Source organism: Kitasatospora sp. NPDC085464 (assembly GCF_044541955.1).
Classification (GTDB): Bacteria; Actinomycetota; Actinomycetes; order Streptomycetales; family Streptomycetaceae; genus Kitasatospora.
In genome coordinates, this window is sequence record NZ_JBITTM010000050.1 from 44,090 (window position 1) to 66,739 (window position 22,650).

A 22,650-nucleotide genomic window follows, 5' to 3' on the forward strand; every position below is an offset into this window, starting at 1 on the left:
GCGGCGCACCTGGGCCACTGGCGCATGTGGGCCACCCACCGGGTAGGCTCCCCCGGCCACCCGGTACGGCCGGGCGGCAGGACACGACGACCGGGGGGTGGATCGTGCACGACGTCCTGGAACCGGACAGCGAACGCGGCCGCGTCTACCGCTGCCTGGTCGGACGCCCGCGCGCCCGCGTCGCCGACCTGGCGCACGGCACCGGCCTGGACGAGGACACCGTCCTCGCCGTCCTGCGCGACCTCGCGGACGAAGGCGTCGCGGTCGCCTTCGACACCGCCGGCAGCGCCGACGACCGCGACCACGCCTGGGAGGCGCTGCCGCCCGGCCGGGTCGTCGAGACGGTGCTGCAGCGCGACGCGCTGCGCCAGGCCACCGCCCGCCGGGCCGGCGCCGAACTGGAACGCCTCTACCGCTTCGCCCGGCGCGACACCGGCAGCTACGGCGCGCTGGAGGTCGTCGAAGACCCCGCCGAGGTGCTCGCCGCCAGCCGCCGCCTGCAGCTGGTGGCCCGTCACCAGGTGCGGGTCATCGACGTACCGCCGTACTCCGGCAACAGCGCCCACTACGCCGACCAGGAGGTGCTGCAGCGCCGCCGGATGGCCGCGGGCGTCGTCTACCGCGCCATCTACCAGGGCTGCGCGTTCGAGGACCCGGTGGCCGGGCCCAACATGGCGCGCATGGTGGAGGCGGGGGAGCAGGCCCGCACCCTGGACGAGCCGCCGCTCAAGCTCGCCATCGCCGACGACGACCTCGCCATCGTCACCCTGCCCGCCGACGACCGTCCCGGCGTGGTCTCCCTGCTGATCCGCCCCTCCGGCCTGCTGCACGCCATGGCCGGCGTCTTCGAGACCCTGTGGCGCCTGGCGGTGCCGGCCAGCGTGGCCGGCGTCGACCTGCGCATCGACGAACGCGACCGGCGCATCCTCACCCTGATGGCGAGCGGCGCCACCGACGACGCCATCGCCCGCCGCCTGGGCCTGGGCCGGCGCACCGTGGTGCGCCGGGTGTCCACCCTCCTCGCCCACCTGGGCGCCACCACCCGCTTCCAGGCCGGCGTCCAGGCGGCCCGCCGGGGGTGGCTGTGAGCCGGGGCCGGGGCCGGGGCCGCGGCCCGCCGCTCGCCCCACAGGTCCGCGCCCCTCGCCCACTCGGCCAGGTGAACGGCGAAGGCGCCCGCGTTCCCCGTCCGCCATCGGGCGTCCTCCCCCCGTCGTGCGGTCCGCCCGAGGATGCTCCTACCGCCGGGGAACCCGGCCACACCCCCGGGCCGGTTTCCGTGCCGAGCGGTGAGGCGGCCGCGACATCGTCACACGGCCCGCGGCCCGCGGCCCGCGGCCCGTTGCGGTTGGATCACGACGTGTCCGGTTCGTCGGCCAATGGGGGAGAGTGCGGTGATTCATTTTGTTGGCAGCGCTGTCAGGTGACTCTCATAATTCCTGCTGACACGCGTGACGGACGGTCCGGAGAACCCACTGGGGGAGCGGTTCCCACGAGGGACCCCGCGCGTGGGAATCCGCATTCTTTCCCTGGGGGAGTCCCTTGTCCGAGCCCGAGAACGAGAGCGCCGCCGCCGAACCTCCGGCACCGGCACAGCCGCCCGTGCCCGCTGAGGAGCCGGCCACTGCGCCCGCCGAGCCGCAGCCGCCCGCGCGCCGGCTGCCGCGTGCCGTCGGCGTCGCGCTGGCCACCGCCGGCCTGCTCGCCGTCACCGCGGCCAGCGCCGCGGTGACCGTCGCCGTCGGCAAGCCCGACAGCCACCCGGCCGCCGCCCCCGCCGCCCCCGCCGTCACCGCCGCTCCGACGGCGAGCGCGAGCGCCACCGCGAGCCCGTCGCCCACCGCCGAGCCCGTCCCGGTGCCGACCGCCGTCCCCTCGGTGCCGGCCCCGGTCAGCACCGTCAAGGGCACGGTCAGCGGCGGCAAGCACGCCGGCGACCTGCGCTACTTCCTGCTCCCCATCCCCGCCGGCGGCGAGTCGTACGGGCCCGCGGACGGGATGACCATGACCGACGAGGACGTCGCCGACATCTTCGGCAAGCAGGACGGCATCAAGGACATCCTCGCCTCCTACGGTTACAAGGAGGGCGCGACCCGGATGTACCGGACGGCCGACGGCAAGGTCGAGGTGACCGTCACCCTGCTGCACTTCGGTTCGAGCGCGATGGCGACCGACTTCGTCAAGGGCTACACGGTCAAGTCCCAGGACCCGATCGACCTCGACGGCCTCCCCGACGCCCGCGGCTACCTGAAGAAGCCCAAGCAGCAGGCGTACACCGGCTCGATGACCGGTATCGCCAGCCAGGGCGACGTCCAGTACACGATCGACGTCGACGTGAAGGGCACGCCGGACAAGGCGCTGCTGAGCGAGCTGATGAAGCGCCAGCGCGACTGGCTCGCCTCGGGCGGCTGAGCCCCGCGCGCCCACGCGCGCCGCCGCCCGACCTCCGACGCCACCCTCCCCTCCTCCTCTGGAGCCACTTCCGTGACCACCGAACCCGCGGAGCCGGTACCCGCCGTGCCCGCCGCGCCGTCCGTCCCGCCCGCGCCACCCGCGCCCGCACCCGCGCCCGCCGTCCCGCCCGCGCCCGCCGCCGGGACGTTCGCCGACGATCCGTCCGTCGCCGGGCCGGGCGACCTGCTGGAGACCGGCCCCGCGCGCACCCCGCGCACCCCGCGCCGCCCCCGCCCGGTGCTGCTGGCGACCTGCGCCCTGGTGCTCGGCACCCTGGCCGGCGGCGGCGTCGGCTACGCCGTGCAGGCCCAGCGCCCGCCCACGCCGCTGCCGCCGCTGCAGGTCGCGCGCCCGTCCTACCCGGCCGGGACGGTCGACCCGGCCGCCCTCGCCGCCGAGCAGCCCGCGCCGCTGGCCATCGACGGCGACCTGACCAAGCTGCTGATCACCGCCCCCGACGGCAGCGTCCCCTGGGGCGACAACCCGGACAAGCCCAGCTGGACCTCGATCGGCGAGATCGCCGAGCACAGCGGCGACGCGGCCTTCGCGTTCCGGGACCTCGCCTCGCGCGGCTTCCGGCGCGCGGCCGAGGTGGACTGGAAGAAGGACGACATCCGCTACCGCGTCGCGCTGATCCAGTACACGGCGGACCACGCCGACGAGGCGAAGTCCTCCAGCTGGGTGCCGTTCGCCGACGGCGCCAACGGCGGCTACAAGGTGGAGACCGCACCCCGCCACTGGGCCGAGAGCACCGACCAGTACTACTACGGCGAGGCCGTCGCCAAGCGCGGCTCCTTGCAGATGACGATCGAGGTCTTCGGCACCCAGCAGGTGAGCGCCGACGTCCTCAAGGACCTCGCCAAGCGGCAGTGGGAGCGCCTCGCATGAACGACGACACCGTGACCGCGAACCCGGCCGAGCCCGAGCAGCCGCCCGCCGCCGAGCAGCCGCCCGCCGAGCCCCCGAGCCCCGCCGAAGTGCCGGCCGCCGAAGCGCCGGCCCCCGCCGAAGTGCCGGCCGCCGAAGTGCCGGCCCCCGCCGCTCCGGCCCCCGCCGCCCGCCTGCTGCTGCGCGCCGGCGCCGCGACGGTCGCGGCCGCGCTGGTCGGCGTGGCCATCGGCGTCGGCATCATCAAGACCCAGTACGACGACCCGGCCCCGGCCGCCGCCGCGCCGTCCACCGCTCCCACCCCGAGCGCGACCGCCACCCCGTACGGCGCCAAGTCCAACGGCAGTCACTTCGGCTCGCTGCGCGACCTGCTGCTGCCCGTCCCGGCCGGCTACGAACCCGGGCCGGACGACGGCGTCTACGGCAACGACACCGAGCTGAACGGCGAGCAGCTGGCCGCCCAGCTGGACGCCGAGCTCCAGCAGGTCCCCAAGGAGAAGCGCGACAAGCTGCGCTCCTACTGGGAGGGCCTGCACGTCAAGGCCACCGGCGTGCGCTCCTACCTCGCCGGCGGGGACGACCTGGTGATCGGCCTGAAGCTGCGCCAGTTCAACCAGCAGGAAGTGCAGCGGATCAACGAGTACACCGCGGTCTTCACCGGGGACACCGGCCTGTTCCGGATCGGCCCGTCCATCCCGGGCCACCCCGAGGCGCACTGCTACCTGATGCCGGCGCCGCCGTCCGCGCCGATCGACTACCTGGAGTGCTCGGCCGCCGAGGGCGACCTGCTGGTCGTCATGAACGCCGAGGGCGTGGCACCGCTGCCCAAGGACAAGATCGTCGCCCTCTTCACCCTGCAGCTCGACCGCCTCGCCCGCCCCGGAGCCGCCGTATGACCGACCACGCCACTCCGCCGCAGTCCGCCTCGGACCCGCTCCCGCCGTCCGGGACGCCCGCGCCGCCGGTTCCCTCCGCTCCGCCGATGCCCGCGTACGGCGCCGAAACCGCCATCGGGGCCGTCGAGTTCACCCAGCCCGCGCTGACCCCGGAAGCCGTCGCGGAAGAGCGTGCCCACCGGGCCCGCCGCCGCAAGGCCGCGGTGCGCTGGGGCTGCGCCGCCCTGGTGTTCGCCCTCGCCGGCACCGGCACCGCCCTGGCCGTCACCGCCCCCGAGCGCACCGACATCCCGGGCCTGGCCACCGCGGGCGACGGCCGCTACACCTTCCCGCCGCTGACCCTTCCCCCGCTGCCCTCCGGTAAAGCAGCGCCGGACGGCAAGGGCAAGTCCCTCCACTACGCGGACCTGCGCCACCTGCTGCTGCCGGCTCCCAAGGAGGCCGGCGGCTCGGTGACCGCGCCGACCTTCCCGGCCCCGGCGGCGACCCCCACCGCCCCGGCGTCCCCGTCGGCGTCGGCGTCCCCGTCGGTGTCCGAGCCCGCGACCCCCGCCGCCACCCCGGCCACCCCGGCCGCCACGGCCGTCGCGGGCTGGGTGCCCTGCGACGCGATCCTCGCCGAGCAGCAGGACCCGGCCAAGCTGCGCGAACTGCTCCTGCAGAACGCCTGCCGCGCGGCCACCGTCCGGGAGTGGACGGCCTCCGACGGCACCCGCACCCAGATCCGGCTGCTGCGCTTCGGCTCCGCCGGCGAGTCCTGGGACACCTACACCTCGCTGCGTTCCAAGGGCCGTCCCAAGGCGGCCGTCGACACGAAGTCCACCGACCACCACGACTGGGCCGACGTCCCCGGCGTCGAGCTGACCGCCCTGGAGTCCACCGCGACCGCCGCCAAGGGCAACCCCACCGCCCGCGTCGCCTACCTCTCGGCCGCCGACATCCTGGCCGTCGTCACCATGACCAACCCCGGTGGCATCCCCAGCGCCCCGTTCCGTCAGGTCGTCACCCTCCAGTCCGACCTGCTGGCCTGACCGTCGGGCAGGCCGTGCCCGGGCCCGGCGTGGGCCCGGCGTGCGCGGGAAGTCGGCCCGCCCGACTTCCCGCGCACCGAACCGGCCTGCCCCCGTGCCGACTCGGGACCGATCCGGGACGTTCCGAAGCCTTGTCGGCCACCCCGCCGGGGCGGAACCTGGGACGGCGGCCGCCACCGACGGCCGCCGGGACGGCCGCCACGGCCGGTCGCTACGGGGGGACGCGATGAACCGCATGCCGGGGGCTCTGTGCGCGGCGGTACTGCTGGTGGCCACAACCGCCTGCAGCCTGATCGGGAGCGGCGGGCCCGACCGCCACAAGGTGGCCCTGCCCGAACCGCCCCGCCGTCGGCCCGGTGGATCGTGGACCGCCTGTCCCGGGAGGGCGTACGGCCCGAGCAGTGCCCGGCGCCGACCCTGTCGACCCTGGCCGTGCTCGACACCGACGGCCGGACCCGGGCCGAGGTCTTCTGGCTGATCGACAGCATCGACGCCTGCTGGGCGGCCGTCGACCTCGCGGACAACGCCGGAGGGACGGTCGGGTTCGGCTCCATCGAAGGCATGACCGTCGGGCAGCCCGTGCCCTCCGGCCCGCCTCCGGGAACGGAGTGGTACGCCGTCACCGCCTTCCACGGCCGGGTGGCGGACGTCAGGGCGACCGGCGCCACCGACCACGTCCTCGGCCCCGTCCACAGCCGCACGGTCGACCTCGGCGGCGGCAAGCTCGTCACCTTCGTCTCCTACGGCATCCGGATCCCCGAGCAGGGCGAGATCCTCACCCTGTACCTGTGCCCCCCGACCGGCGACTGCCGCGACGTCAGCATGACCGGCTGACGGGAGAAGCGCAGGAGCCGCCGGGGCCCGTCCTCTCCTCCCCGGCCGCCGGGCCGGGGAGCGTCGCCCCGCAGGCGGGGGTTCGAAGACGGGCCCTACGCCCCGAACCTCGCCGCCAGGGGCAGGTGGTCACTGGCGGTGGCGGGCAGGGTCCAGGTGGCGGCGGCCGGCAGGCCGCGGGTGAGGACGTGGTCGATGCGGGCCAGCGGGAAGGCCGCCGGCCAGGTGAAGCCGAGACCGGTACGGGCGGGGGCGAGGCGGCCGGTGAGCGGGGCGAGGGCGCGGTCGTCGGCGGCGGTGTTGAGATCGCCCAGCAGCAGGACCCGGCGCAGCGGCTCCCCGTCCAGCGCGCTGCCGAGCGCGGCGAGGTCGCGGTCGCGGTGCCCGGTGGCGAAGCCGGCGGCGGTCACCCGCACCGAGGCCAGATGGGCGACATAGACGGCCAACGGCCCGCCGGGGGCCTGGACTTCGGCCCGCAGGGAGCGGTTCCAGCCCGGGTCGATGACCAGCCGCCGTGCCTCCGTCACCGGGTAGCGGCTCCACAGCGCGACGGTGCCGCTGCGGGCGTGGTGGGGCAGCGCCGCGTCCAGCACGCCCCGGTAGGCGGGCAGGGCGGTGTCGGTGACCTCCTCCAGCGCGACCAGGTCCGGGTGGACGGCGAGCAGCGCACGGGCGGTGCCGGCCGGGTCCGGGTTGTGGGCGTTCACGTTGTGGGTGACCACGGTCAGGCCCGCCCCGCCGGCCGGCACCCCGCCCGCCGGCGCACCGCTCGCCGCCGCCCCGCCGGACAGCAGCAGCGGCCCGAACAGCACCGCCCACACCGTCGCCGCCACCGCGCCCGCGCAGGCCGCCAGCGGTGCCCGGCGCAGCGCCGCGCACAGCAGCACCGCGACCGCCACCAGGGCGCCCCAGGGCAGGGCGCTCTCCCACAGGCTCCCCAGGCCGACGCCCAGGTCCGGCAGCAGCCGGTGGCCGCCCAGGGCGAGCGCGGTGAGCAGCCCCAGCACGGCGGGCACCCGCCCGCGCCGCCACCGGGGCACCGACCGCCACCGGGGCACCGACCGCCACCGCGCCGGCCGCTCCACGCCCTCGGGCGCACCGGCGGTCGCATCCGCACCGGCGGACACCACGTGCCCCCTCACCCGGCGGCGTCCGGCAGCTGCGCCGGGCACGTCCCGCCCGGCGCGGTGAGCAGCTCGAAGTGCCACATCTCGTTGGCGTACACCTGGCACAGCCCGTACCGGGCGCCGTTGCGGATCAGCCAGTCGTCGGCAGCGGTCGGGCCGATGTCCACCGCCCTGCCCGTGACGTGCGCGGACTTCTCCGGCGTGTTGACGAACTGCCGGGCCTGCTCCACGCTCCCGTACCTGGCCACCGCCCGGTCCAGCAGCCGCTGCTGGTAGGCCTTGCTGCGCCAGCCGGACGTCACCGTCATCTCCACGCCCCGCTCCCGCGCGTCGCCGGCCGCCCGCCGCAGGGCCTCCAGCAGCGGCTTGTCGAGGTTGCGCACGGCCGGGGCCCCGTCGTCGAAGGGGCTCAGCGTCGTGCCGTCGGGGATCGCCCCGTCCGCCGCCGTCCCCGCCGGGGAGGGGGTCGCGCCGACGGTGGCCGCCAGGGTCCGCAGCGCGGCCCCGGTGCCCGGCGGGTCGGCGGCGCACGCGCCGGCCAGCACCAGCACCGCCGCCGCCCCGGCCCCCGCCGCCGTCCGCCGCCCGCCCCGGGCCCTCCGCCCGGGTGCCGTCCTGCGCACCGCGTCCATCCCTGCCTCCCGATGTCCCTCGTGGTCCTTCGTCCGTTGCCGGACCATTCGACGGGGCACGGTGTTGCGAGGACGTCTGCGCAGGCCGATACGTTTTCGATAGGCCCCATCGGGTCCAATAGGGGGACGAACGACACGGACAGGCGGGAGAACGGCACGTGCGGGTCCTGGTGGTGGAGGACGAGATCTACCTCGCCGAGGCGGTCCAGGCCGGACTGCGGCTGGAGGCGATCGCCTGCGACATCGTCACCGACGGCGACGCCGCGCTGGAACGCCTGGCCGTCCACGCCTACGACGTCGTCGTCCTCGACCGGGACATCCCCGGCACCCACGGCGACGACGTCTGCCGCAGCATCGTCGAACGCGGCCTGGGCTGCCGCGTCCTGATGCTCACCGCCGCCGCCCGCCTGAACGAGAAGGTCGCCGGCTTCGAACTCGGCGCCGACGACTACCTCACCAAGCCCTTCGACCTGCCCGAACTCGTCGTCCGGCTGCGCTCACTGGCCCGCCGCCCGGCCCAGGCCGCCCCGCCCGTCCTGGAGTACGCCGGGCTGCGCCTGGACCCCTTCCGCCGCGAGGTCTACCGCGACGGCCGCTACGTCGCCCTCTCCCGCAAGCAGTTCGCCGTCCTGGAGGTCCTGATGACGGCCCGCGGCGGCGTCATCAGCGCCGAGGACCTGCTGGAACGCGCCTGGGACGAGAACGCCGACCCCTTCACCAACGCCGTCCGCATCACCATCTCCGGCCTGCGCAAACGCCTCGGCGACCCCTGGGTGATCCAGACCGTGCCCGGCGTCGGCTACCGCCTCGGCGACGAGGACACCACCCGATGACCACCCGGCCCGGTCCCCGGCCCGGCCCCCGCCCCCGCCGTCTGACCGCCCGGATGCGCCTGACCCTCAGCTACGCCCTCTTCGCGGTCACCGCCGGCGCCCTCGCCCTCGCCGTGGTCTACGTCGGCATGCGCTACATCCCGAACTACCCCCTGACCTCCTCCAACCCGCGCTATCGCTCGGACGCCCCCTCCCGCCAGGAGATCCTCGACTCCCTGCTCACCGCCGGCGGCTACGCGCTCGCCCTGATGACCGCCGTCGGCCTGGCCGGCGGCTGGCTGATCGCCGGCCGGGTGCTGCGCCCGCTGCAGGACATCACCCTCGCCGCCCACGCCGCCGCGAGCGACGCCCTGGAACACCGCATCGCCCTCACCGGCCCGCGCGACGAGTTCACCGACCTCTCCGACGCCTTCGACGAGATGCTCGAACGCCTCCAGCGCTCCTTCGAGGCCCAGCAGCGCTTCGCCGCCAACGCCTCCCACGAACTGCGCACCCCGCTGGCGATCACCCGCACCATGCTCCAGGTCGCAGCCGCGGACCCGGCCGGCCAGGACTGGGGCAAGCTCGTCACCCGCCTCCAGGACACCAACCAGCGCGGCATCGAGATCAGCGAGGCCCTGCTCCAGCTCGCCGACCTCGGCCACACCCCGCCCGACCTCACCCCCGTCGACCTCGCCGACACCACCCGCGACGCCCTGGCCGCCGTCCACGACGAGGCCCGGGCCTCCGGCACCACCCTCACCGCCGACCTGCGCCCCGCCCCGACCACCGGCAACCCCGTCCTGCTGCGCCAGGCGGCCGTCAACCTGCTGCACAACGCGCTGCGCCACAACCTGCCGGCCGGCGGCCGCGTCACCGTCACCACCGGGCCCGACCCCGAGCGGAGCGGCCGGGTGCGCCTCGCCGTCGCCAACACCGGCCCCCTCCTCACCCCGCAGGCCGTGGCCACCTTCACCGAACCGTTCCTGCGCGGACGCGGGCGCACCGCCGAGACCGACCCGGCCCGCCGCGGCCACGGGCTGGGCCTGGCGATCGTGGCCGCCGTCACCGAGGCCCACCACGGCGAGCTGCGCCTGACCCCCGACCCGGCCGGCGGCCTGCTGGTGACCCTCGCCCTGCCGCAGACCCCGCCCACCGCCGGGCCTGCCGGGCCTGCCGGGCTTAGCGGGCCTGCCGGGTCCGGCGGCTGAGGGCCGCCGGTCCGTCAGGTTCCGGTGACCGGAAGCAGGCCGCGCTCGGCGAACACCTTCTTGGCGACGAAGGTGGCGTTCAGGGCCTTCGGGAAGCCGCAGTAGGCGGCGGAGTGCAGCAGCGCCTCGACGATCTGCTCCGGGGTGAGCCCGACGTTGAGCGAGGCGTTGACGTGGACCTCCAGCTGCGGCTCGCAGCCGCCGAGGGCGGTGAGCATGCCCAGGGTGACCAACTGGCGGTCGCGCGGCGCGAGCTGGGGGCGGCTGTAGATCTCGCCGAAGCCCCAGGCGACGACCTGGTGCCCGAGCTCGGGGTTGATGTCGTCCAGCGACTCCACGACCCGGCGCCCGACCTCGCCGTCGATGCGGTCGAGCACCTCCATCCCGTGCGCGAAGCGCTCCCGGCGGGTTCCTGCGTCGTTCGCGGCCGTGTCCATCGTGCTGCTCCTCTTCCGGCCGCCCCTGTCGGCGGCCACGTCCCTCGCTACCGGTCCGGTGCCCGCCGACTGCGGCGGGCCGGACCCACGGCAGAACCGTAGGACTTGGAGTGCACTCCAACTCAAGCCCGACACCCCCGGCCCGCCGGGAGGACTGTCGCAACGGCCCGGCGGGCGGAGATGTGCCGGGGCGTCAGGCGCGGTGGTACTGGACGGGGGAGGGGACCTCGCCGCCGAGCTCGGCGGCGGCGCGGCGGGCCCAGTACGGGTCGCGCAGCAGTTCCCGGCCGAGCAGCACGGCGTCGGCGCGGCCCTCGGCGACGACGGCCTGCGCCTGGGCGGGGTCGGTGATCAGGCCGACGGCGGCCACCGGCAGTCCGGCCTCGTTGCGCACGGCCTCGGCGAAGGGCACCTGGAAGCCGGGCGCGGCCTCGATCCGGGCGTCGGGGACGAGGCCGCCGGTGGAGACGTCCAGCAGGTCCACGCCGTGCGCCTGGAGCTCCTTGGCGAGGCGGACGGTGTCCTGCGAGGTCCAGCCCTCGCGCCCGTCCTGCGGGTTCTCGGTGAGCCAGTCGGTCGCGGAGACGCGGAAGAAGACCGGCAGTTCCTCGGGCCACACCGCGCGCACCGCGTCCACGACCTCCAGCGCGAAGCGGATGCGGCCCTCGAAGGAGCCGCCGTAGCCGTCGGTGCGGCGGTTGGTGTGCGGGGAGAGGAACTGGTGGATCAGGTAGCCGTGGGCGCCGTGGATCTCGGCGACCTGGAAGCCGGCGTCCAGCGCGCGCCGGGCGGCGTCGGCGAACTGCCGCACGATCGCGCCGATCTGCTCCCCGGTCAGCTCCTGCGGCGCGCCGTGGCCGGGGGAGAAGGGCTCGGCGCCGGGGCCGACCGGCTGCCAGCCGTGCTCCTCGTCGGCGGCGAGGGCGCGCCCGCGCTCGACCCAGGTCCGCTCGGTGGACGCCTTGCGCCCGGCGTGGGCGAGCTGGATCCCGGGGGCGGTGCCCTGGGACTTCAGGAAGGCGGTGATCCGGCGGAAGGCCGCGGCCTGCTCGTCGTTCCAGATCCCGAGGTCGTACGGGCTGATGCGGCCCTCGGGGCTGACGGCGGTGGCCTCCGTGATGATCAGCCCGGTTCCGCCGGCGGCGCGCGCCGCGAGGTGGGTGAAGTGCCAGTCGGTCGGCACGCCGGCCGCGTCCCCGTCCGGCAGGGCGCTGTACTGGCACATCGCCGGCATCCAGATCCGGTTGGGGACGGTCAGCTCCCGCAGGGTGTACGGGGTGAAGAGGGTGGTGCTCATGTCGGAGACTCCCGGTGGGGTCGGCGGCGCCGGGGGCGGCGTGCATGCCCGCGCAACTGATTGCAGCTGCAACTTATGTCCTCAAGATAGTTGCACGCGCTGGGCATTTGCAAGGGCCCCGCCCCCGTCCTGCCTCCGCCCCCCGTCCTGCCTCAGTCCGCGCCCAGCAGGGCCCGGGCCCGCTCCGCCAGGCCGTCGGCGTGGCACCGCACGGCCAGCTCCAGCCCCCGGGCGAGCGCCGCCCGGCCGCCCGCGCCGCAGCCCCGCGCCTCCCCCAGGTCGACCAGGGCCAGCGCGTGCTCGTAACGGGCGGGCGAGCGCTCCAGCAGACCGACCGCCTCCGTCAGCAGCTCCACGGCCCGGGGCCGCTCGTGCACCGCGGCGCACAGCCGCAGCGCACTGCCGACGGCCGAGTCCGTGCCCGACACCCGGGCCCGGCGCACCCCCTCCCCGGCCAGGCCGCGGGCCCGCTCCGGCTCCTCGGCGGCCACCGCGCGCGCCAGGTGGCCCAGCCACGGCGCCCACACCGTGTTGCGCCACCCGCGCGCGTCCAAGGCCTCCCCGGCGGCGGCCAGCGTCGCCGCCGCACCCGCCGCGTCACCCCGGGCCAGCAGCAGCCGCCCGTACAGCGTCGGCGCGTCGGGCAGCGCCATGACCGTCGGGTACGGCGGGCCGAAAGCGTGCTCGCGCGCGAGCTCCAGCGCCTCCTCCAGCCGCCCGCGCGCGGCCAGGGTCTCGGTCAGCGCCCCGACCGCGTCCCAGTACAGCGGGGTGCCCGGACCGAACCGCCGGGCGATGCGCAGCGCCCGGCGCAGGTAGTCCTCCGCCGCGGCGAGCTCCCCGCAGCGGAAGCGGAGCATGCCGGTCAGCAGGTAGGCGAAGCCGAGGTGGCCGCCGCTCCACCCGGCGACCTCGTAGGCGCGCACCGCCTCCCCGAACAGCTCCTCCGCCCGGTCGACCCGGTCGGCGTAGAGGTAGCTGATGCCCAGGATCCCGGGCAGCTCGAAACCCCAGGTGGTGTTGGTCCAGCCCAGGCTGCGCGGCAGCCGGCCGCCCGGCAGCGCGGACTCGCCCAGCGCGATCGCCTCCGCGCTGTCCACCCCGCGCAGCGTGAGGTCCCAGCAGCGCAGCACGGCCACCGCGTGGGCCAGGCCGTCGTGTTCGAACACGGCCCCGTCGGCGCCCGCCCCGCCCGCACCCGTGCCGCCGTCCGCGCCGGCATCGGCGTCGCCGCCGGCGTCGAGGTCGGTGAAGGCCAGGCCGACCGTCGCCAGCATCCGGTCGAACTCCGCGAGCCGCCGGGAGCGCCCCGGCCCGTCCGCGTCCTGCGACTGGAACGCGGCGAACATGAAGTGGGCGACCTCCAGGCGCAGCCGCCCCGGCCCCGGCGAGGTCCGCGCGGCCTCCTCGGCGCACAGCGCCGCCGCCTCGTCGACCCGGTTGCTGTGGGCCAGGGCCTGGGCCAGCCGGAACACCGCGTCCACCCGCAGCCCCGGCCCCGGCCCGTACGGGTCGGCCAGCGCCAGGCGCAGCTGGTTGACCGTCGTCGCCGGATCGGTCAGCAGCGCCGAACAGCCCAGCTCGTACAGCACCGTGGCCCGGTCCTCGTCGGCGGGCGGCTCGCTGATGGCGCGGCGCAGGCAGCGCTGCGCCGCCTCGGGCGCGCCGATGGCCAGGTGCTCGCGGGCCGCCCGGCGCAGCTAGTCGACGATCTCGCCGTCCCCCTCGGGCAGGATCTCCAGCAGGTGCCGGGACGCCGCGAGCAGGCCCAGGCCGGCGTTCTCCAGCTCGACGGCGGCGACCCCGTGCATCCCGGTCCGGGCGGCGGGCGGCATCGACTGGTAGACGGAGGTGGCGACCAGCGGGTGGACGAACTCCAGCCGGCCCGACTGGGGGCCGGTCAGCACCCGGTGGCGGCGCAGCTCGCGGACGGACTGGGCGGCGGTCTCCGGGCCCTGGGCGCAGATGGTGGCGGCGAGGTCGGGGCGGATGTCGGTGTCCAGCACGGACGCCGCCCAGGCGAAGCGCAGGGTGGTGGGGCCGAGCCGGTCCAGCCAGTGCCGCAGCGTCATCCCCCGTGCGGTGGCGGCGAGTTCGCGCAGCTGCCCGGTGCTCTCCTCGACCGGGTCGAGCCGCTGGTCGGCCACCTCGCGCAGCAGCGCCGCGGTCTCGTACGGGTTGCCGGCGGTGACCGCCCAGACGTGCCGGCAGAAGGCGTCCTCGGCCTGCGCGCCCAGGGCCGCACGGACCAGGTGCGCCACCGAGTCCGGCCGCAGCGGGCGCAGTTCGTGCCGGCGGTCGGCCCGGTCGGTGAGGCCGCGCTGCAGCGCCAGGGCGTCGTCGGGGAACTCGTCGCGGCAGGCGAGCACCAGCAGGGCCGGCAGCTCCCGGGCGCGCACCGCGAAGCCCGCCAGCCAGCCGAGCGACTCCGGGTCCGCCCAGTGCAGGTCGTCGACGAGCACGGCCACCGGGGAACGCAGCTGCACCAGCCGGGTGAGGACGAAGTCCAGCCCGTCCCGCACCCCCTGCGGGTCGAGCTGCCCGCGCGGCGCCGTCAGCCCCGCCGCCGGGCCGACGACGTCCTCCCACGGCCCGAACACCCGGGCCCGCTCCTCGTCGGACAGCGCCGCCAGCACCGGACGCACCAGCTGGCGTACCACGTGGAACGGCTCGTGGCACTGCCGCTGCCCGCCCCGGCCGAACAGCACCGTGCAGCCCGCGCGCCGCGCCGCCCGCCGCACCTCGGTCAGCACCGCCGTCTTGCCCAGCCCGGCCGCGCCCGTGTACAGCAGCAGCTCCCCGACCTCGGTGCCGACGGGCCCGGTCAGCGCCTCGATCGCCCGCCCCGCCGAGCGGATCTCGGCCTCGCGCTCGTGCAGCACACCGCCCTCCGCGCCGGACCTGCCGTCGTCCCCGGGCTTCGCCTCGGTCACCGTCGCTCGCCTCCGATTCACCGTATCCGGACGGTCGTTGAGGGGTCGACGGTACTGCTGCGGGAGCGGCCGCGGTGCGCGCTTGACAAAGCCGCCCGGCAGCGGGGCCGAAAATCCGTCGGCCCCGGCCGCCCGGCCACCTCGCCTTCCTGCTTCGTCCACGGCGTTCCGCGCAGCGCGACCGAGATCGAGCTGACCTTCCACCTCGACCGCTGAGTGCGGACGGCGCCGCCCGGGAGGGTCCCGGGCGGCGCCGTCGATGCGTCAGGTGGCGGCCGTCAGCGCACCGGCTGGGGGACGCGCTGGGCCGGGACGCCCGGCGCCGCGCTCCTGGCGGCCCCGGCGGCCCCGGCGGCCCCGGCGGACGCGGCCGGCGAGGCGCCGAGTGCGGTGCCGCGGGTCTCCTCCGCCCACAGCACGCACACCAGCAGGCCGAGCGCGGTGGTGCCGGCGGCGATCAGCATGGTCGGGCCGGTGCCGAGCCCGGTCAGGGACAGCGGCAGCAGGTAGGTGCCGACGGCCGCGCCGATCCGGCTGACCGAGGTGGCCACGCCCACGGCGGTGGCCCGGATCTCGGTGGGGAACAGCTCGTTGGGGTAGGTCCAGTCGAGCACGTTGGGCCCGCCGCACAGGAACGCGTACGCGCACAGCGCGGTCAGGGCGATCGCGGCCGGGGCGGTGGGCCACACGCCGAGCAGGGCCAGCGGGACGGTCATCAGCGCGAAGGACCAGATGATGACGGGGCGCCGGCCGCGGCTGTCGATCAGGCGCAGCGCCGGGTAGCAGCCCAGCAGGAAGACCAGGCTGATCAGCCCGGTGCCCAGGGTGTCCATGACGGTGCCGCCCGGCATGCCGAAGGACGACAGGATCTGCGGGCCGAAGGTGAGCATCGCGAACAGCGGGCCGACCTGGAACAGGAAGAACAGGCCGCAGAACAGGGTGCGGCGCCGGTAGGGCTGGGTCATCAGCAGGCGCAGCCCGGCGGGCCGGCCGCGCTCGGCCGGGTCGGGCATCAGCTCGCGGCCGTCGACCCGGACCCCAAGGTGCTTCTCGACCACACGCACCGCATCGCCGACCCGGCCGTTGGCGGCCAGCCAGCGCGGCGACTCGGGCGAGCCGCGGCGGATCACCAGGAAGACCACGCACAGCACCGTGGAGCTCGCCAGCATCCACCGCCAGCTGCCCGGGCCGGCCAGCTCCAGGAACAGGTAGCCCACCACGTAGGCGAGCACGGAGCCCGCGTACCAGGCGACGATCTGCTGGCCGAGCAGGCGGCCCCGGTGCTTGGCGGGCAGCCACTCGGCGAGCAGTGAGGTCGCGATCGGGTAGTCGGCGGCCACGGCCATGCCGAGCACGAAGCGCAGCACGGCGATCGCCCACACCTGGTCGACCCAGAACGAGAGCACCGAGCAGGCGACCATCACGAGCAGGTCGGCGGTGTACATCACCTCCCGGCCGATCTTGTCGGTCAGTACGCCGAAGAGCGCGCCGCCGACGAACATGCCGACCAGGGCGGCGGCGCCGATCAGGCTGACCTCGGCGGTGGACAGCCCGAGGTCGGGGCGCATCCCGATCAGGGCGACGCCGACGATGCTCAGGATGTAGCCGTCCAGCAGCGGCCCGCCGGAGCAGGCGAGCGCCAGCCTTCGGTGGAAGGCGGTATACGGGGCGTTGTCGATGGTCTGGGACATGGGCTTGGGGTCCTCCGGAGCGTACGGCGGCGGGCGGGGCCCGCTCCCGTGCGCCGGGTAGACGGCAGGGGAACGACGCCGCCCACGTCGGACGGCGCCATCGCCCGATCACACCGGGCGACCGTCCAGGGTTGCCCCGGTCGGCCAGGGACACCACGAGGTCCAAGGTCAAAGGGATTGATGACCTTGGTCCCGAAGCGGACAGGACCTCCGACCGTGCCGATCCAAGGCATTCCCAGTCCTGCCGGGGCCGAGCGCCGCCCAGCCGCCACAGCGGCGCCGAACCGCGCACACAGCGTGACCCTTGTCACTCACGGGCCCCGAACTGCCCCGTTCTGTGGCCCTTCCCACAGTCGTACCGGTTCGGCCGCGCTCAGCCGGCCGACCTCGGCGCCACGGCGGCCGGGATTCAGCGCCCGATGAAGTTCTTGGCCACCAGGAGGTCCAACACATTGGTGTGGAAGTCGGGGAAGTCCATCGGGACGATCCCGAAGTGGACGGCCTCGTTCCTGCGGGCGTACAGGTAGTCGAACACCGGCGGCATGATCGAGTCCGCGTTCAGCTTGGGCCACTTCCCGCCCGCGTAGCTGGTGAAGTTGATGTACATCTTCGGCGAGTTCTGGTTCCACCATGCCTGGTCGAACTGGTTGACGACGGCCCGGGCCTTGCCGTCGGTGCCGACGTCCTGGTACTGGTCCTGGATGTTCATCAGGCCGGAGTCGCCCCAGTGCATCACGTCCCACGAGGAGTCGGAGCTGGTGTCGAAGTCCGCGAGCAGCACGATCTTGCCGCGGGCCTCCCCGAGCCTGGGCCACCGGGGCGCGGTCCAGAACAGGTTGCGGTAGCCGAAGTTGTCCAGGTGGTACTGCATGCGGCGCAGGAACTCCACCCCGTTGATCGGGTTGCTGCCCGCGTTCTCGTTCTTGATCCGCATGACCAGCGCCTCGCGCGGCGACTGCTTGAAGAAGGCCCGGCACTCGTCCAGCACGGTACGCAGCGTGCTGCCCTGGGGGAACCGGTCGTGGAAGACGCCGAGCCAGTTCTTGGTCTCGCGGTCGTTCAGCGGGAACCGCTGCAACCGGATGTCGAGGAAGCGGATGCCCCGCTGGAGCTGCTGCGTGACGCCCCAGTTCTGGGTGTGCGACCACTCCGTGCCGTTGGTCGGGTCGACGCAGCACGAGTCGTGAGTGCCCGGGATGGTCAGCTGGGTCAGCGAGAGGCTGTCGGGCAGCCCGGCCATCCAGGTGCCGCTGTTCCACGAGGCGGCCGCGGCCGGCGTGGCCGCGGCGGTGAGGCCGAGGGCGGCGCTCAGCGCCCCGCCGCCGACTGCTCCGCCCCACCTCAGGATGTCGCGGCGGTTCGGATTGACGGTCATGGGCTGCTCCGCGGTCTCGGTCGGTCCGGCTCCTGCATGCCTGTCTACGGAGGCCGCGCGGAGTCCGGTTCATCGCCGTCGGCTGCGCGGGCCCGTTCGGGAGTGAACGAGCGTCACGGCGGGCAGCCGATGCACCGATGAGTCCAGGGGTCTTGCGGCGGGGGCGAGTCGGGCCTCGGGCGCCGGGGTCCTACCCGGCCCGGCGCAGCGGGACGGCGACGTCCGCCACGTGCTCGTCCGGGGCGGCCGTCGCCCAGTTGGGGTGGTACACCTCCCGGTCGGAGCCCGCGCGTTCGTGGCCGTGGTCGGCGAGCCAGGCGGCGACGGCGTCGTGGGCGGCGGCCATCGTGGCGAAGTCGCCCTGGCGCCGGGTCAGTTCGGTGTACGCCTCGCGGTGGGCGGGCTCGACGCGCAGCCCGAAGGGTCCCTCCGGTGCGAGGGCGGCCCCGGTGGGGGCGCAGACCTCGACCAGGGCGTCGGAGTCCTCGGACACCAGCCCGTGGTAGACGGCGAACAGCGGCCCGGACAGGCAGGCTCCGGCCTGCTCCAGCCTCGCGAACAGCAGGCCGGAAGCCTCGGCGAGGAAGCCGGGCAGCTCGGCGGCGCCCACGTGCCGCCGCACGAACAGCACCTGCTGCTCGGGCACGTCACGCTCGTTGATCTCGTACACGGTCGGGGTCCTTCCGGTAAGCACTGCTCGGGCGTAGCCCACCGCCTCCCGTCGGGCCGTGTGCACGTCCTCCTGCTCGCGCCAGTACGCGAGCAGCAGCTGTTCACCCTCGGCGCCGCCCGCGTCGAGCACGGCGGCGATCGGCGCCAGCGGCAGCCCGGCGGCACGCAGCAGCGCGATCCGCCGGGCCCGCTCGACCTGCCCGGGGCCGTAACGGCGCACCCCGCTGTGCGGGTCGGTGACGGCGGGCCGCAACAGCCCCCGCTCGTCGTACAGCCGCAGGGCCTTGACGCTCAGCCTGGTGCGGGCGGCGAGCTCCCCGATGGTGATCAGTTCCTCTGGCACGCGGGTCACTGTGCCCCCTGCCCCTGGGGGAGGGGCAAGCCGGCCCGGCGCTGCGTCTCTTGACTTCAAGTCGGCTTGAGGAACCAGGCTGAGCGGCATGCCGAACGACACCGCACTCCTTCGCCGCTCCGCCCCATCCCAGGCCTATCTGACGGACCGTCAGATCACTCCTGTCCTCCCGCTGGCCGACGCCGAGCTCGACGAGATCGCCGCACGACTGGCCGCCGGGGCGATGGTGGTCGGCATCGGGGAGTCCACGCGCTTCTCCCGGGAGACCTTCGGCGTACGGGACCAGCTGTTCCGCCGGCTGGTACGGGACCACGGCTTCCGCGCACTGGCCGTCCAGGACGGCGCCGGTGCCGCCGCGGCCCTCGACGCCTACGCGGGCGGCGGCGAGGGCACGGCCGCCTCCGCGCTGGCCGGCGCCTGGCGGCCGTGGCGCACCGAGGAGACGGCCGGCGCCCTGGAATGGATCCGGGCGTTCAACCGCGACCACGCGGACGACCCGGTCCGGATCATCGGCGTGAAGCCGGCCCAGGCGGCGCCCGCCGACTACGACGCCGTCCTGGAGCACGTGCGCGCGGCGGCGCCGCAGCGGCTCGCGCAACTGGCGGCCCACCTGGACCCCATCCGCACCGCCCACGCAGTCGACGAACACGTGCAGCGCGCGCAGGGAGTCCACCCGGGGCGGCCGTTCGCCGAACACGCCCGCGACGCACTCGCGCTCGTCGAATCCCTCCCGGGCGGTGATCACGACGTGCTCGCGCGGATGCGGCTGATCCTGGAGTTCCACGACCGCAGCGTCGCCGGCCGCGGCACCTACGCGGGCGAGGCCGAGGTGGGGGCCGACATCATCGCCGACTTCCAGCACGGCACCGGCCTGCGCACCGTCTACTGGGACGGCATCGCCCACACCTCCGCGGCCGAGACGGTGCTGGGCCTGGCCCCCGAGCGCGGCCCGCAGGCCACCGTCGGCAGCCTGCTGCGCAAGCACCACGGCGGGGAGTATGTCTCCGCGGCGATCGGCTTCCACCACGGCGACCTCGGCATCGCGGTCGTCCCCGACCCGGGCGCGGACCTGGTCGACGCGAAGCTCGGCGAGCCGGACCGGCCCGCCCGCTGGCTGGACCTGCGCCACGACGACGTCCGCAGCCGGTGGGACGGGCCGGCGAAAGCTCGTGTCATCAGCGGTGTCTACACCCCGGAGCGCGACGCCGCCGAACACCTGGCCGTCGCCTCCCTGGCCGAAGCCTTCGACGTCCTCGTCCACCTCCGCGAGGTCACCCCGGTGCACTGGCTGCCGTGAGCCCGGCCGGGGGCGGCCCGGGCCCGGGCCCCGGTCAGCCGACCGGGACCGGGACGCCCCGGATGAGGAGTGGAAGGCCGGCGCCGTGCTCCCAGGCGTCCCAGGCGTCCTCGACGCGGCGGTACTGGTCATCGGCCATGACCCGGTGCAGCTTGTTCTGGGCGACCCAGTGCAGGGCGCGGACGCCCTGCGGAGGCTGGTACGGGCGGACGGCCCCGGCCTGCCGGGGCGTGACCACGCCGCCCGCGTAGACGAAGTCCAGGCCCTCGGGAAGATCATCGGTCGCGGGGGAGTAGTCGACCGTGAGGATGGTGCGCAGCGGTAGGACGAGCCCGGTCTGCGTTTCGAGATGACGGCGGGCCGCGAGATGGGGCAGCTCGTCCTGCTCGGCGGAGCCGCCGGGCAGCGTCAGCCCGTCGTGGTGGACGGAGTCGACCAGGAGGACGAAGAAGTCGCCCGACCCTCCGGGATCCTCCCGCAGGACGAAGGCCTGGTGGCCCCATCGCCGACCGGGGGGCTTGCCGACGAGGCGGGGCGACGTGCTCAACTCTGCTCCAGGTATGAGGAACTGCTGTCGGACGAGAGCGGCCACCCGTCGAACGGCCGACGCCGCGGCCTCCCGCAGGTGCCCGGCGCGAACTCCCGCGGATCCAGCGACCGGATCGCGGAGAGGGGGACCCGCCGCTGGGGCCCGCTCGCCCCCAGCGGCCGAAGCACCGCCTTGCCGAACACGGCCTCCACGAAGACGCCCTCACTCGGCTTCCCGTTCCCCGAGTCGCTGAAGTCCCGCACCACCTCGTGGAGTTGGAACAAGGGGTCGGGTCTCTGCGCGTCAGGCATGAGATCTCCAGGAGTCGCGCTGCGCTTCCGGTGAACTACCGGCTGTAGCCATGATGGCGCGATCGCCCTTACTATCGGAAGGCTTTCCCACTTGACAGTTTCCCGTTGTGGTATTCGCTTGGCGGCGGAGGTCTGACGATGCGTGAGTCTCAGCTGGATCCATCGGCTTCGCCCCTCAAGGCGTTCGGGGCTCAACTGCGCAGGTTGCGCAAGGCGGCGGGTTTGACGCAGACCCAACTCGGCGAGCGGACACAGCTGAGTGATAGTCAGATTTCGAACCTCGAAAGAGGGACGCGCAATCCCACACTCGACTGGGTTCGAAGCGCTGACAGGGCTCTTGATGCCGGTGGATCGTTGGAACTGACGTACTGGAGTCTCAGCGGCTCGTCCTTGCTGGAAGGGTTTCCCGAGTACGCACAACAGGAGGCGCGAGCTCAGGGAATCTCCCACTTCGAGCTGGGCATCGTGCCTGGTCTGGCCCAGACGATGGAGTATGCCGACGCCTTCGCGTCCGCAGCCGTACGACGCGGCAGCATCACTGAGGAGCAGGCGGCGGATCGGCTCGACTTCCTGGCCACACGCCAGAAGCTTCTTGACCAGAGGTCGGCGCCGCGCCTGCACTTCGTCCTGGACGAAGGAGCCCTGCTGCGAAGGGTCGGAGGGCCCAAGATCATGGCTCGGCAGTTGGCGCATCTTGAAGACCTTGCGAACCGTCCGAACATCACCATCCAGGTGGCGCCGTTCACGCTCGCAGAAGAGCTGCCGTTCACCATGATGGTCACTCTGCTGACTCTGGTGGATCGATCGGTGCTGGCATACTCGGAGTGCCAGCTGCGCGGCTTCCTCGCACGAGATGCTGACACTGCCCAGGCGTGGGAGCGGGACTACCATCAGCTCCAGGTGGAAGCGCTCTCAAAGGCTGCGTCACTGGAGATGATCCGCAAGCAAGGCGTGAGAGGAACGTCATGATTCCCCGTGTAGACCTGGCCGACGCCCAGTGGTTCAAGAGCAGCTACAGCAACAACGGCGGGTCTTGCGTCGAGGTCGCTCCTGACTTCCCCGGCCTGGTCCCGGTCCGTGACTCGAAGGATCCTCAGGGGGCGGCCCTGCTCTTCCCCGCCAAGGCCTGGGCGTCGTTCGTTGCCGCTGTCCGCAGCGGGGAGTTCGGCGAAGCCTGAGAGGGAATGCCATGGCCGACCGCGTAGACCTGTCCGGCGCTTCCTGGATCAAGTCCTCGTACTCCAACAACGGTGGCAACTGTGTCGAGGTGGCATCCGGCTTCGCCGGCGTGATGCCTGTTCGTGACTCCAAGGATCCCCAGGGCCCGGCCCTGGTCTTTCCCAGCGAGGCCTGGGTGTCGTTCGTTGCCGCTGTCCGTGGCGGCGAGTTCGGCGCAGTCTGAGAGGGAATGCCATGGCCGACCGCGTGGATCTGTTCGGCGCTTCCTGGGTCAAGTCCTCGTACTCCAACAACGGTGGCGACTGTGTCGAGGTTGCCGCCGACTTCCCCGGCCTGGTCCCGGTCCGCGACTCGAAGGATCCCCAGGGGCCCGCTCTCGTCTTCCCGGCCGAGGCCTGGGCGTCGTTCGTCGCTGCTGTCCGTGGTGGCGAGTTCGGCTCGGTCTGAACCTCACATGTCGCAGGCCCGGACCGCCTCCGTAGGCGGTCCGGGCCTGCGGGGCGTGATCGATGTCACGCTCCAGAACTGAAACCCCGCCAGTTCGTTGGTCAGTCTGACCACGGGACTGGTCAGTCGACGGACAGTGCGGGGGCATCATGGCGGATGACGGGGCGAAGGCGGGTGGGCCGGAGTTCAAGGTCCGGCCGGGGGAGTTGACGGACGCCGCGCCGACCTTCGAGAACCAGAGCAAG

The 22,650-nt window shown here is 74.3% G+C and carries 23 protein-coding genes; 13 read left to right on the forward strand and 10 right to left on the reverse strand.

The annotated features are described in order from the left end of the window. Positions 1–104 precede the first annotated feature (104 nt). The 6 genes from ACIGG8_RS34375 (at position 105) to ACIGG8_RS34400 (ending at position 6,103) form a co-directional block, all read left to right on the forward strand. Positions 105–1,088, forward strand: coding sequence for a hypothetical protein (locus ACIGG8_RS34375; RefSeq protein WP_396552551.1), 984 nt, complete (start codon positions 105–107; stop codon positions 1,086–1,088). A 454-nt stretch (positions 1,089–1,542) separates the two neighbouring features. Beyond that, on the forward strand, positions 1,543–2,412 hold the full coding sequence (locus ACIGG8_RS34380) for a hypothetical protein (protein ID WP_396552552.1): 870 nt from the start codon (positions 1,543–1,545) through the stop codon (positions 2,410–2,412). A gap of 72 nt (positions 2,413–2,484) precedes the next feature. Beyond that, positions 2,485–3,342: a hypothetical protein gene (locus tag ACIGG8_RS34385; RefSeq protein ID WP_396552553.1), complete on the forward strand. Its 858-nt coding sequence runs from the start codon at positions 2,485–2,487 to the stop codon at positions 3,340–3,342. After that, the gene (locus ACIGG8_RS34390; RefSeq protein WP_396552554.1) at positions 3,339–4,238 is read left to right on the forward strand and encodes a hypothetical protein; all 900 of its coding nucleotides are present in this window, start codon (positions 3,339–3,341) and stop codon (positions 4,236–4,238) included. Before ACIGG8_RS34385 ends, ACIGG8_RS34390 begins: the two co-directional genes overlap by 4 nt. Continuing rightward, positions 4,235–5,269 (forward strand): hypothetical protein, encoded by a 1,035-nt coding sequence (locus ACIGG8_RS34395; protein WP_396552555.1) that lies wholly within the window; start codon positions 4,235–4,237, stop codon positions 5,267–5,269. Before ACIGG8_RS34390 ends, ACIGG8_RS34395 begins: the two co-directional genes overlap by 4 nt. A gap of 363 nt (positions 5,270–5,632) precedes the next feature. Then, complete coding sequence (locus ACIGG8_RS34400; protein WP_396552556.1) at positions 5,633–6,103, forward strand: hypothetical protein; 471 nt, start codon at positions 5,633–5,635, stop codon at positions 6,101–6,103. 95 nt (positions 6,104–6,198) lie between these two features. On the opposite strand, the gene ACIGG8_RS34405 is transcribed toward ACIGG8_RS34400, so the two are convergent. Both ACIGG8_RS34405 and ACIGG8_RS34410 read right to left on the reverse strand, forming a co-directional pair. Next, on the reverse strand, positions 6,199–7,119 hold the full coding sequence (locus tag ACIGG8_RS34405) for an endonuclease/exonuclease/phosphatase family protein (RefSeq protein WP_396552557.1): 921 nt from the start codon (positions 7,117–7,119) through the stop codon (positions 6,199–6,201). Between the two features lie 122 nt (positions 7,120–7,241). Further along, positions 7,242–7,862 (reverse strand): M15 family metallopeptidase, encoded by a 621-nt coding sequence (locus ACIGG8_RS34410; RefSeq protein WP_396552558.1) that lies wholly within the window; start codon positions 7,860–7,862, stop codon positions 7,242–7,244. Between the two features lie 158 nt (positions 7,863–8,020). Here ACIGG8_RS34410 and ACIGG8_RS34415 point away from each other — a divergent pair, with 158 nt between their 5' ends. Next, complete coding sequence (locus ACIGG8_RS34415; RefSeq protein WP_350519503.1) at positions 8,021–8,695, forward strand: response regulator transcription factor; 675 nt, start codon at positions 8,021–8,023, stop codon at positions 8,693–8,695. Next, on the forward strand, positions 8,692–9,885 hold the full coding sequence (locus tag ACIGG8_RS34420) for a sensor histidine kinase (protein ID WP_396552559.1): 1,194 nt from the start codon (positions 8,692–8,694) through the stop codon (positions 9,883–9,885). The genes ACIGG8_RS34415 and ACIGG8_RS34420 overlap by 4 nt, the downstream gene beginning before the upstream one ends. Before the next feature lie 14 nt (positions 9,886–9,899). Here ACIGG8_RS34420 and ACIGG8_RS34425 read toward each other — a convergent pair whose 3' ends face one another. The 7 genes from ACIGG8_RS34425 to ACIGG8_RS34455 all read right to left on the reverse strand — a co-directional run bounded on the left by ACIGG8_RS34425 (position 9,900) and on the right by ACIGG8_RS34455 (position 18,633). Then, positions 9,900–10,322, reverse strand: a complete 423-nt coding sequence (locus ACIGG8_RS34425) for a carboxymuconolactone decarboxylase family protein (protein ID WP_350519505.1) — start codon at positions 10,320–10,322, stop codon at positions 9,900–9,902. A 193-nt stretch (positions 10,323–10,515) separates the two neighbouring features. Continuing rightward, positions 10,516–11,619 carry an NADH:flavin oxidoreductase/NADH oxidase gene (locus ACIGG8_RS34430; protein ID WP_396552560.1) on the reverse strand — a complete coding sequence of 368 codons (1,104 nt, stop codon included), beginning with the start codon at positions 11,617–11,619 and terminating at the stop codon, positions 10,516–10,518. Between the two features lie 152 nt (positions 11,620–11,771). Continuing rightward, a complete protein-coding gene (locus tag ACIGG8_RS34435; protein ID WP_396552561.1) occupies positions 11,772–13,211 on the reverse strand; it encodes a hypothetical protein in 1,440 nt (479 codons plus the stop codon). Positions 13,212–13,319: 108 nt separating this feature from the next. Continuing rightward, the gene (locus tag ACIGG8_RS34440) at positions 13,320–14,552 is read right to left on the reverse strand and encodes an ATP-binding protein (protein WP_396552562.1); all 1,233 of its coding nucleotides are present in this window, start codon (positions 14,550–14,552) and stop codon (positions 13,320–13,322) included. 278 nt (positions 14,553–14,830) lie between these two features. Then, positions 14,831–16,243 carry an MFS transporter gene (locus ACIGG8_RS34445; protein ID WP_396552563.1) on the reverse strand — a complete coding sequence of 471 codons (1,413 nt, stop codon included), beginning with the start codon at positions 16,241–16,243 and terminating at the stop codon, positions 14,831–14,833. A gap of 409 nt (positions 16,244–16,652) precedes the next feature. Continuing rightward, a complete protein-coding gene (locus ACIGG8_RS34450; RefSeq protein ID WP_396552564.1) occupies positions 16,653–17,618 on the reverse strand; it encodes a phosphatidylinositol-specific phospholipase C in 966 nt (321 codons plus the stop codon). 190 nt (positions 17,619–17,808) lie between these two features. Further along, positions 17,809–18,633 (reverse strand): MerR family transcriptional regulator, encoded by an 825-nt coding sequence (locus tag ACIGG8_RS34455; RefSeq protein ID WP_396552565.1) that lies wholly within the window; start codon positions 18,631–18,633, stop codon positions 17,809–17,811. A gap of 97 nt (positions 18,634–18,730) precedes the next feature. Here ACIGG8_RS34455 and ACIGG8_RS34460 point away from each other — a divergent pair, with 97 nt between their 5' ends. Continuing rightward, positions 18,731–19,939, forward strand: a complete 1,209-nt coding sequence (locus ACIGG8_RS34460; protein WP_396552566.1) for an erythromycin esterase family protein — start codon at positions 18,731–18,733, stop codon at positions 19,937–19,939. Between the two features lie 34 nt (positions 19,940–19,973). On the opposite strand, the gene ACIGG8_RS34465 is transcribed toward ACIGG8_RS34460, so the two are convergent. Further along, entirely contained in the window at positions 19,974–20,486 is a 513-nt protein-coding gene (locus ACIGG8_RS34465) for an NUDIX domain-containing protein (RefSeq protein ID WP_396552567.1), read from the reverse strand. 431 nt (positions 20,487–20,917) lie between these two features. Here ACIGG8_RS34465 and ACIGG8_RS34470 point away from each other — a divergent pair, with 431 nt between their 5' ends. Genes ACIGG8_RS34470 through ACIGG8_RS34485 form a run of 4 tightly spaced genes read left to right on the forward strand, consistent with a single transcriptional unit; the run spans position 20,918 to position 22,405 of the window. Further along, positions 20,918–21,748, forward strand: coding sequence for a helix-turn-helix domain-containing protein (locus ACIGG8_RS34470; protein WP_396552568.1), 831 nt, complete (start codon positions 20,918–20,920; stop codon positions 21,746–21,748). Then, the gene (locus ACIGG8_RS34475; protein ID WP_396552569.1) at positions 21,745–21,957 is read left to right on the forward strand and encodes a DUF397 domain-containing protein; all 213 of its coding nucleotides are present in this window, start codon (positions 21,745–21,747) and stop codon (positions 21,955–21,957) included. The genes ACIGG8_RS34470 and ACIGG8_RS34475 overlap by 4 nt, the downstream gene beginning before the upstream one ends. A gap of 11 nt (positions 21,958–21,968) precedes the next feature. Then, entirely contained in the window at positions 21,969–22,181 is a 213-nt protein-coding gene (locus ACIGG8_RS34480; protein ID WP_396552570.1) for a DUF397 domain-containing protein, read from the forward strand. A gap of 11 nt (positions 22,182–22,192) precedes the next feature. Further along, on the forward strand, positions 22,193–22,405 hold the full coding sequence (locus ACIGG8_RS34485; RefSeq protein ID WP_396552571.1) for a DUF397 domain-containing protein: 213 nt from the start codon (positions 22,193–22,195) through the stop codon (positions 22,403–22,405). The last annotated feature ends 245 nt before the right edge of the window (positions 22,406–22,650 follow it).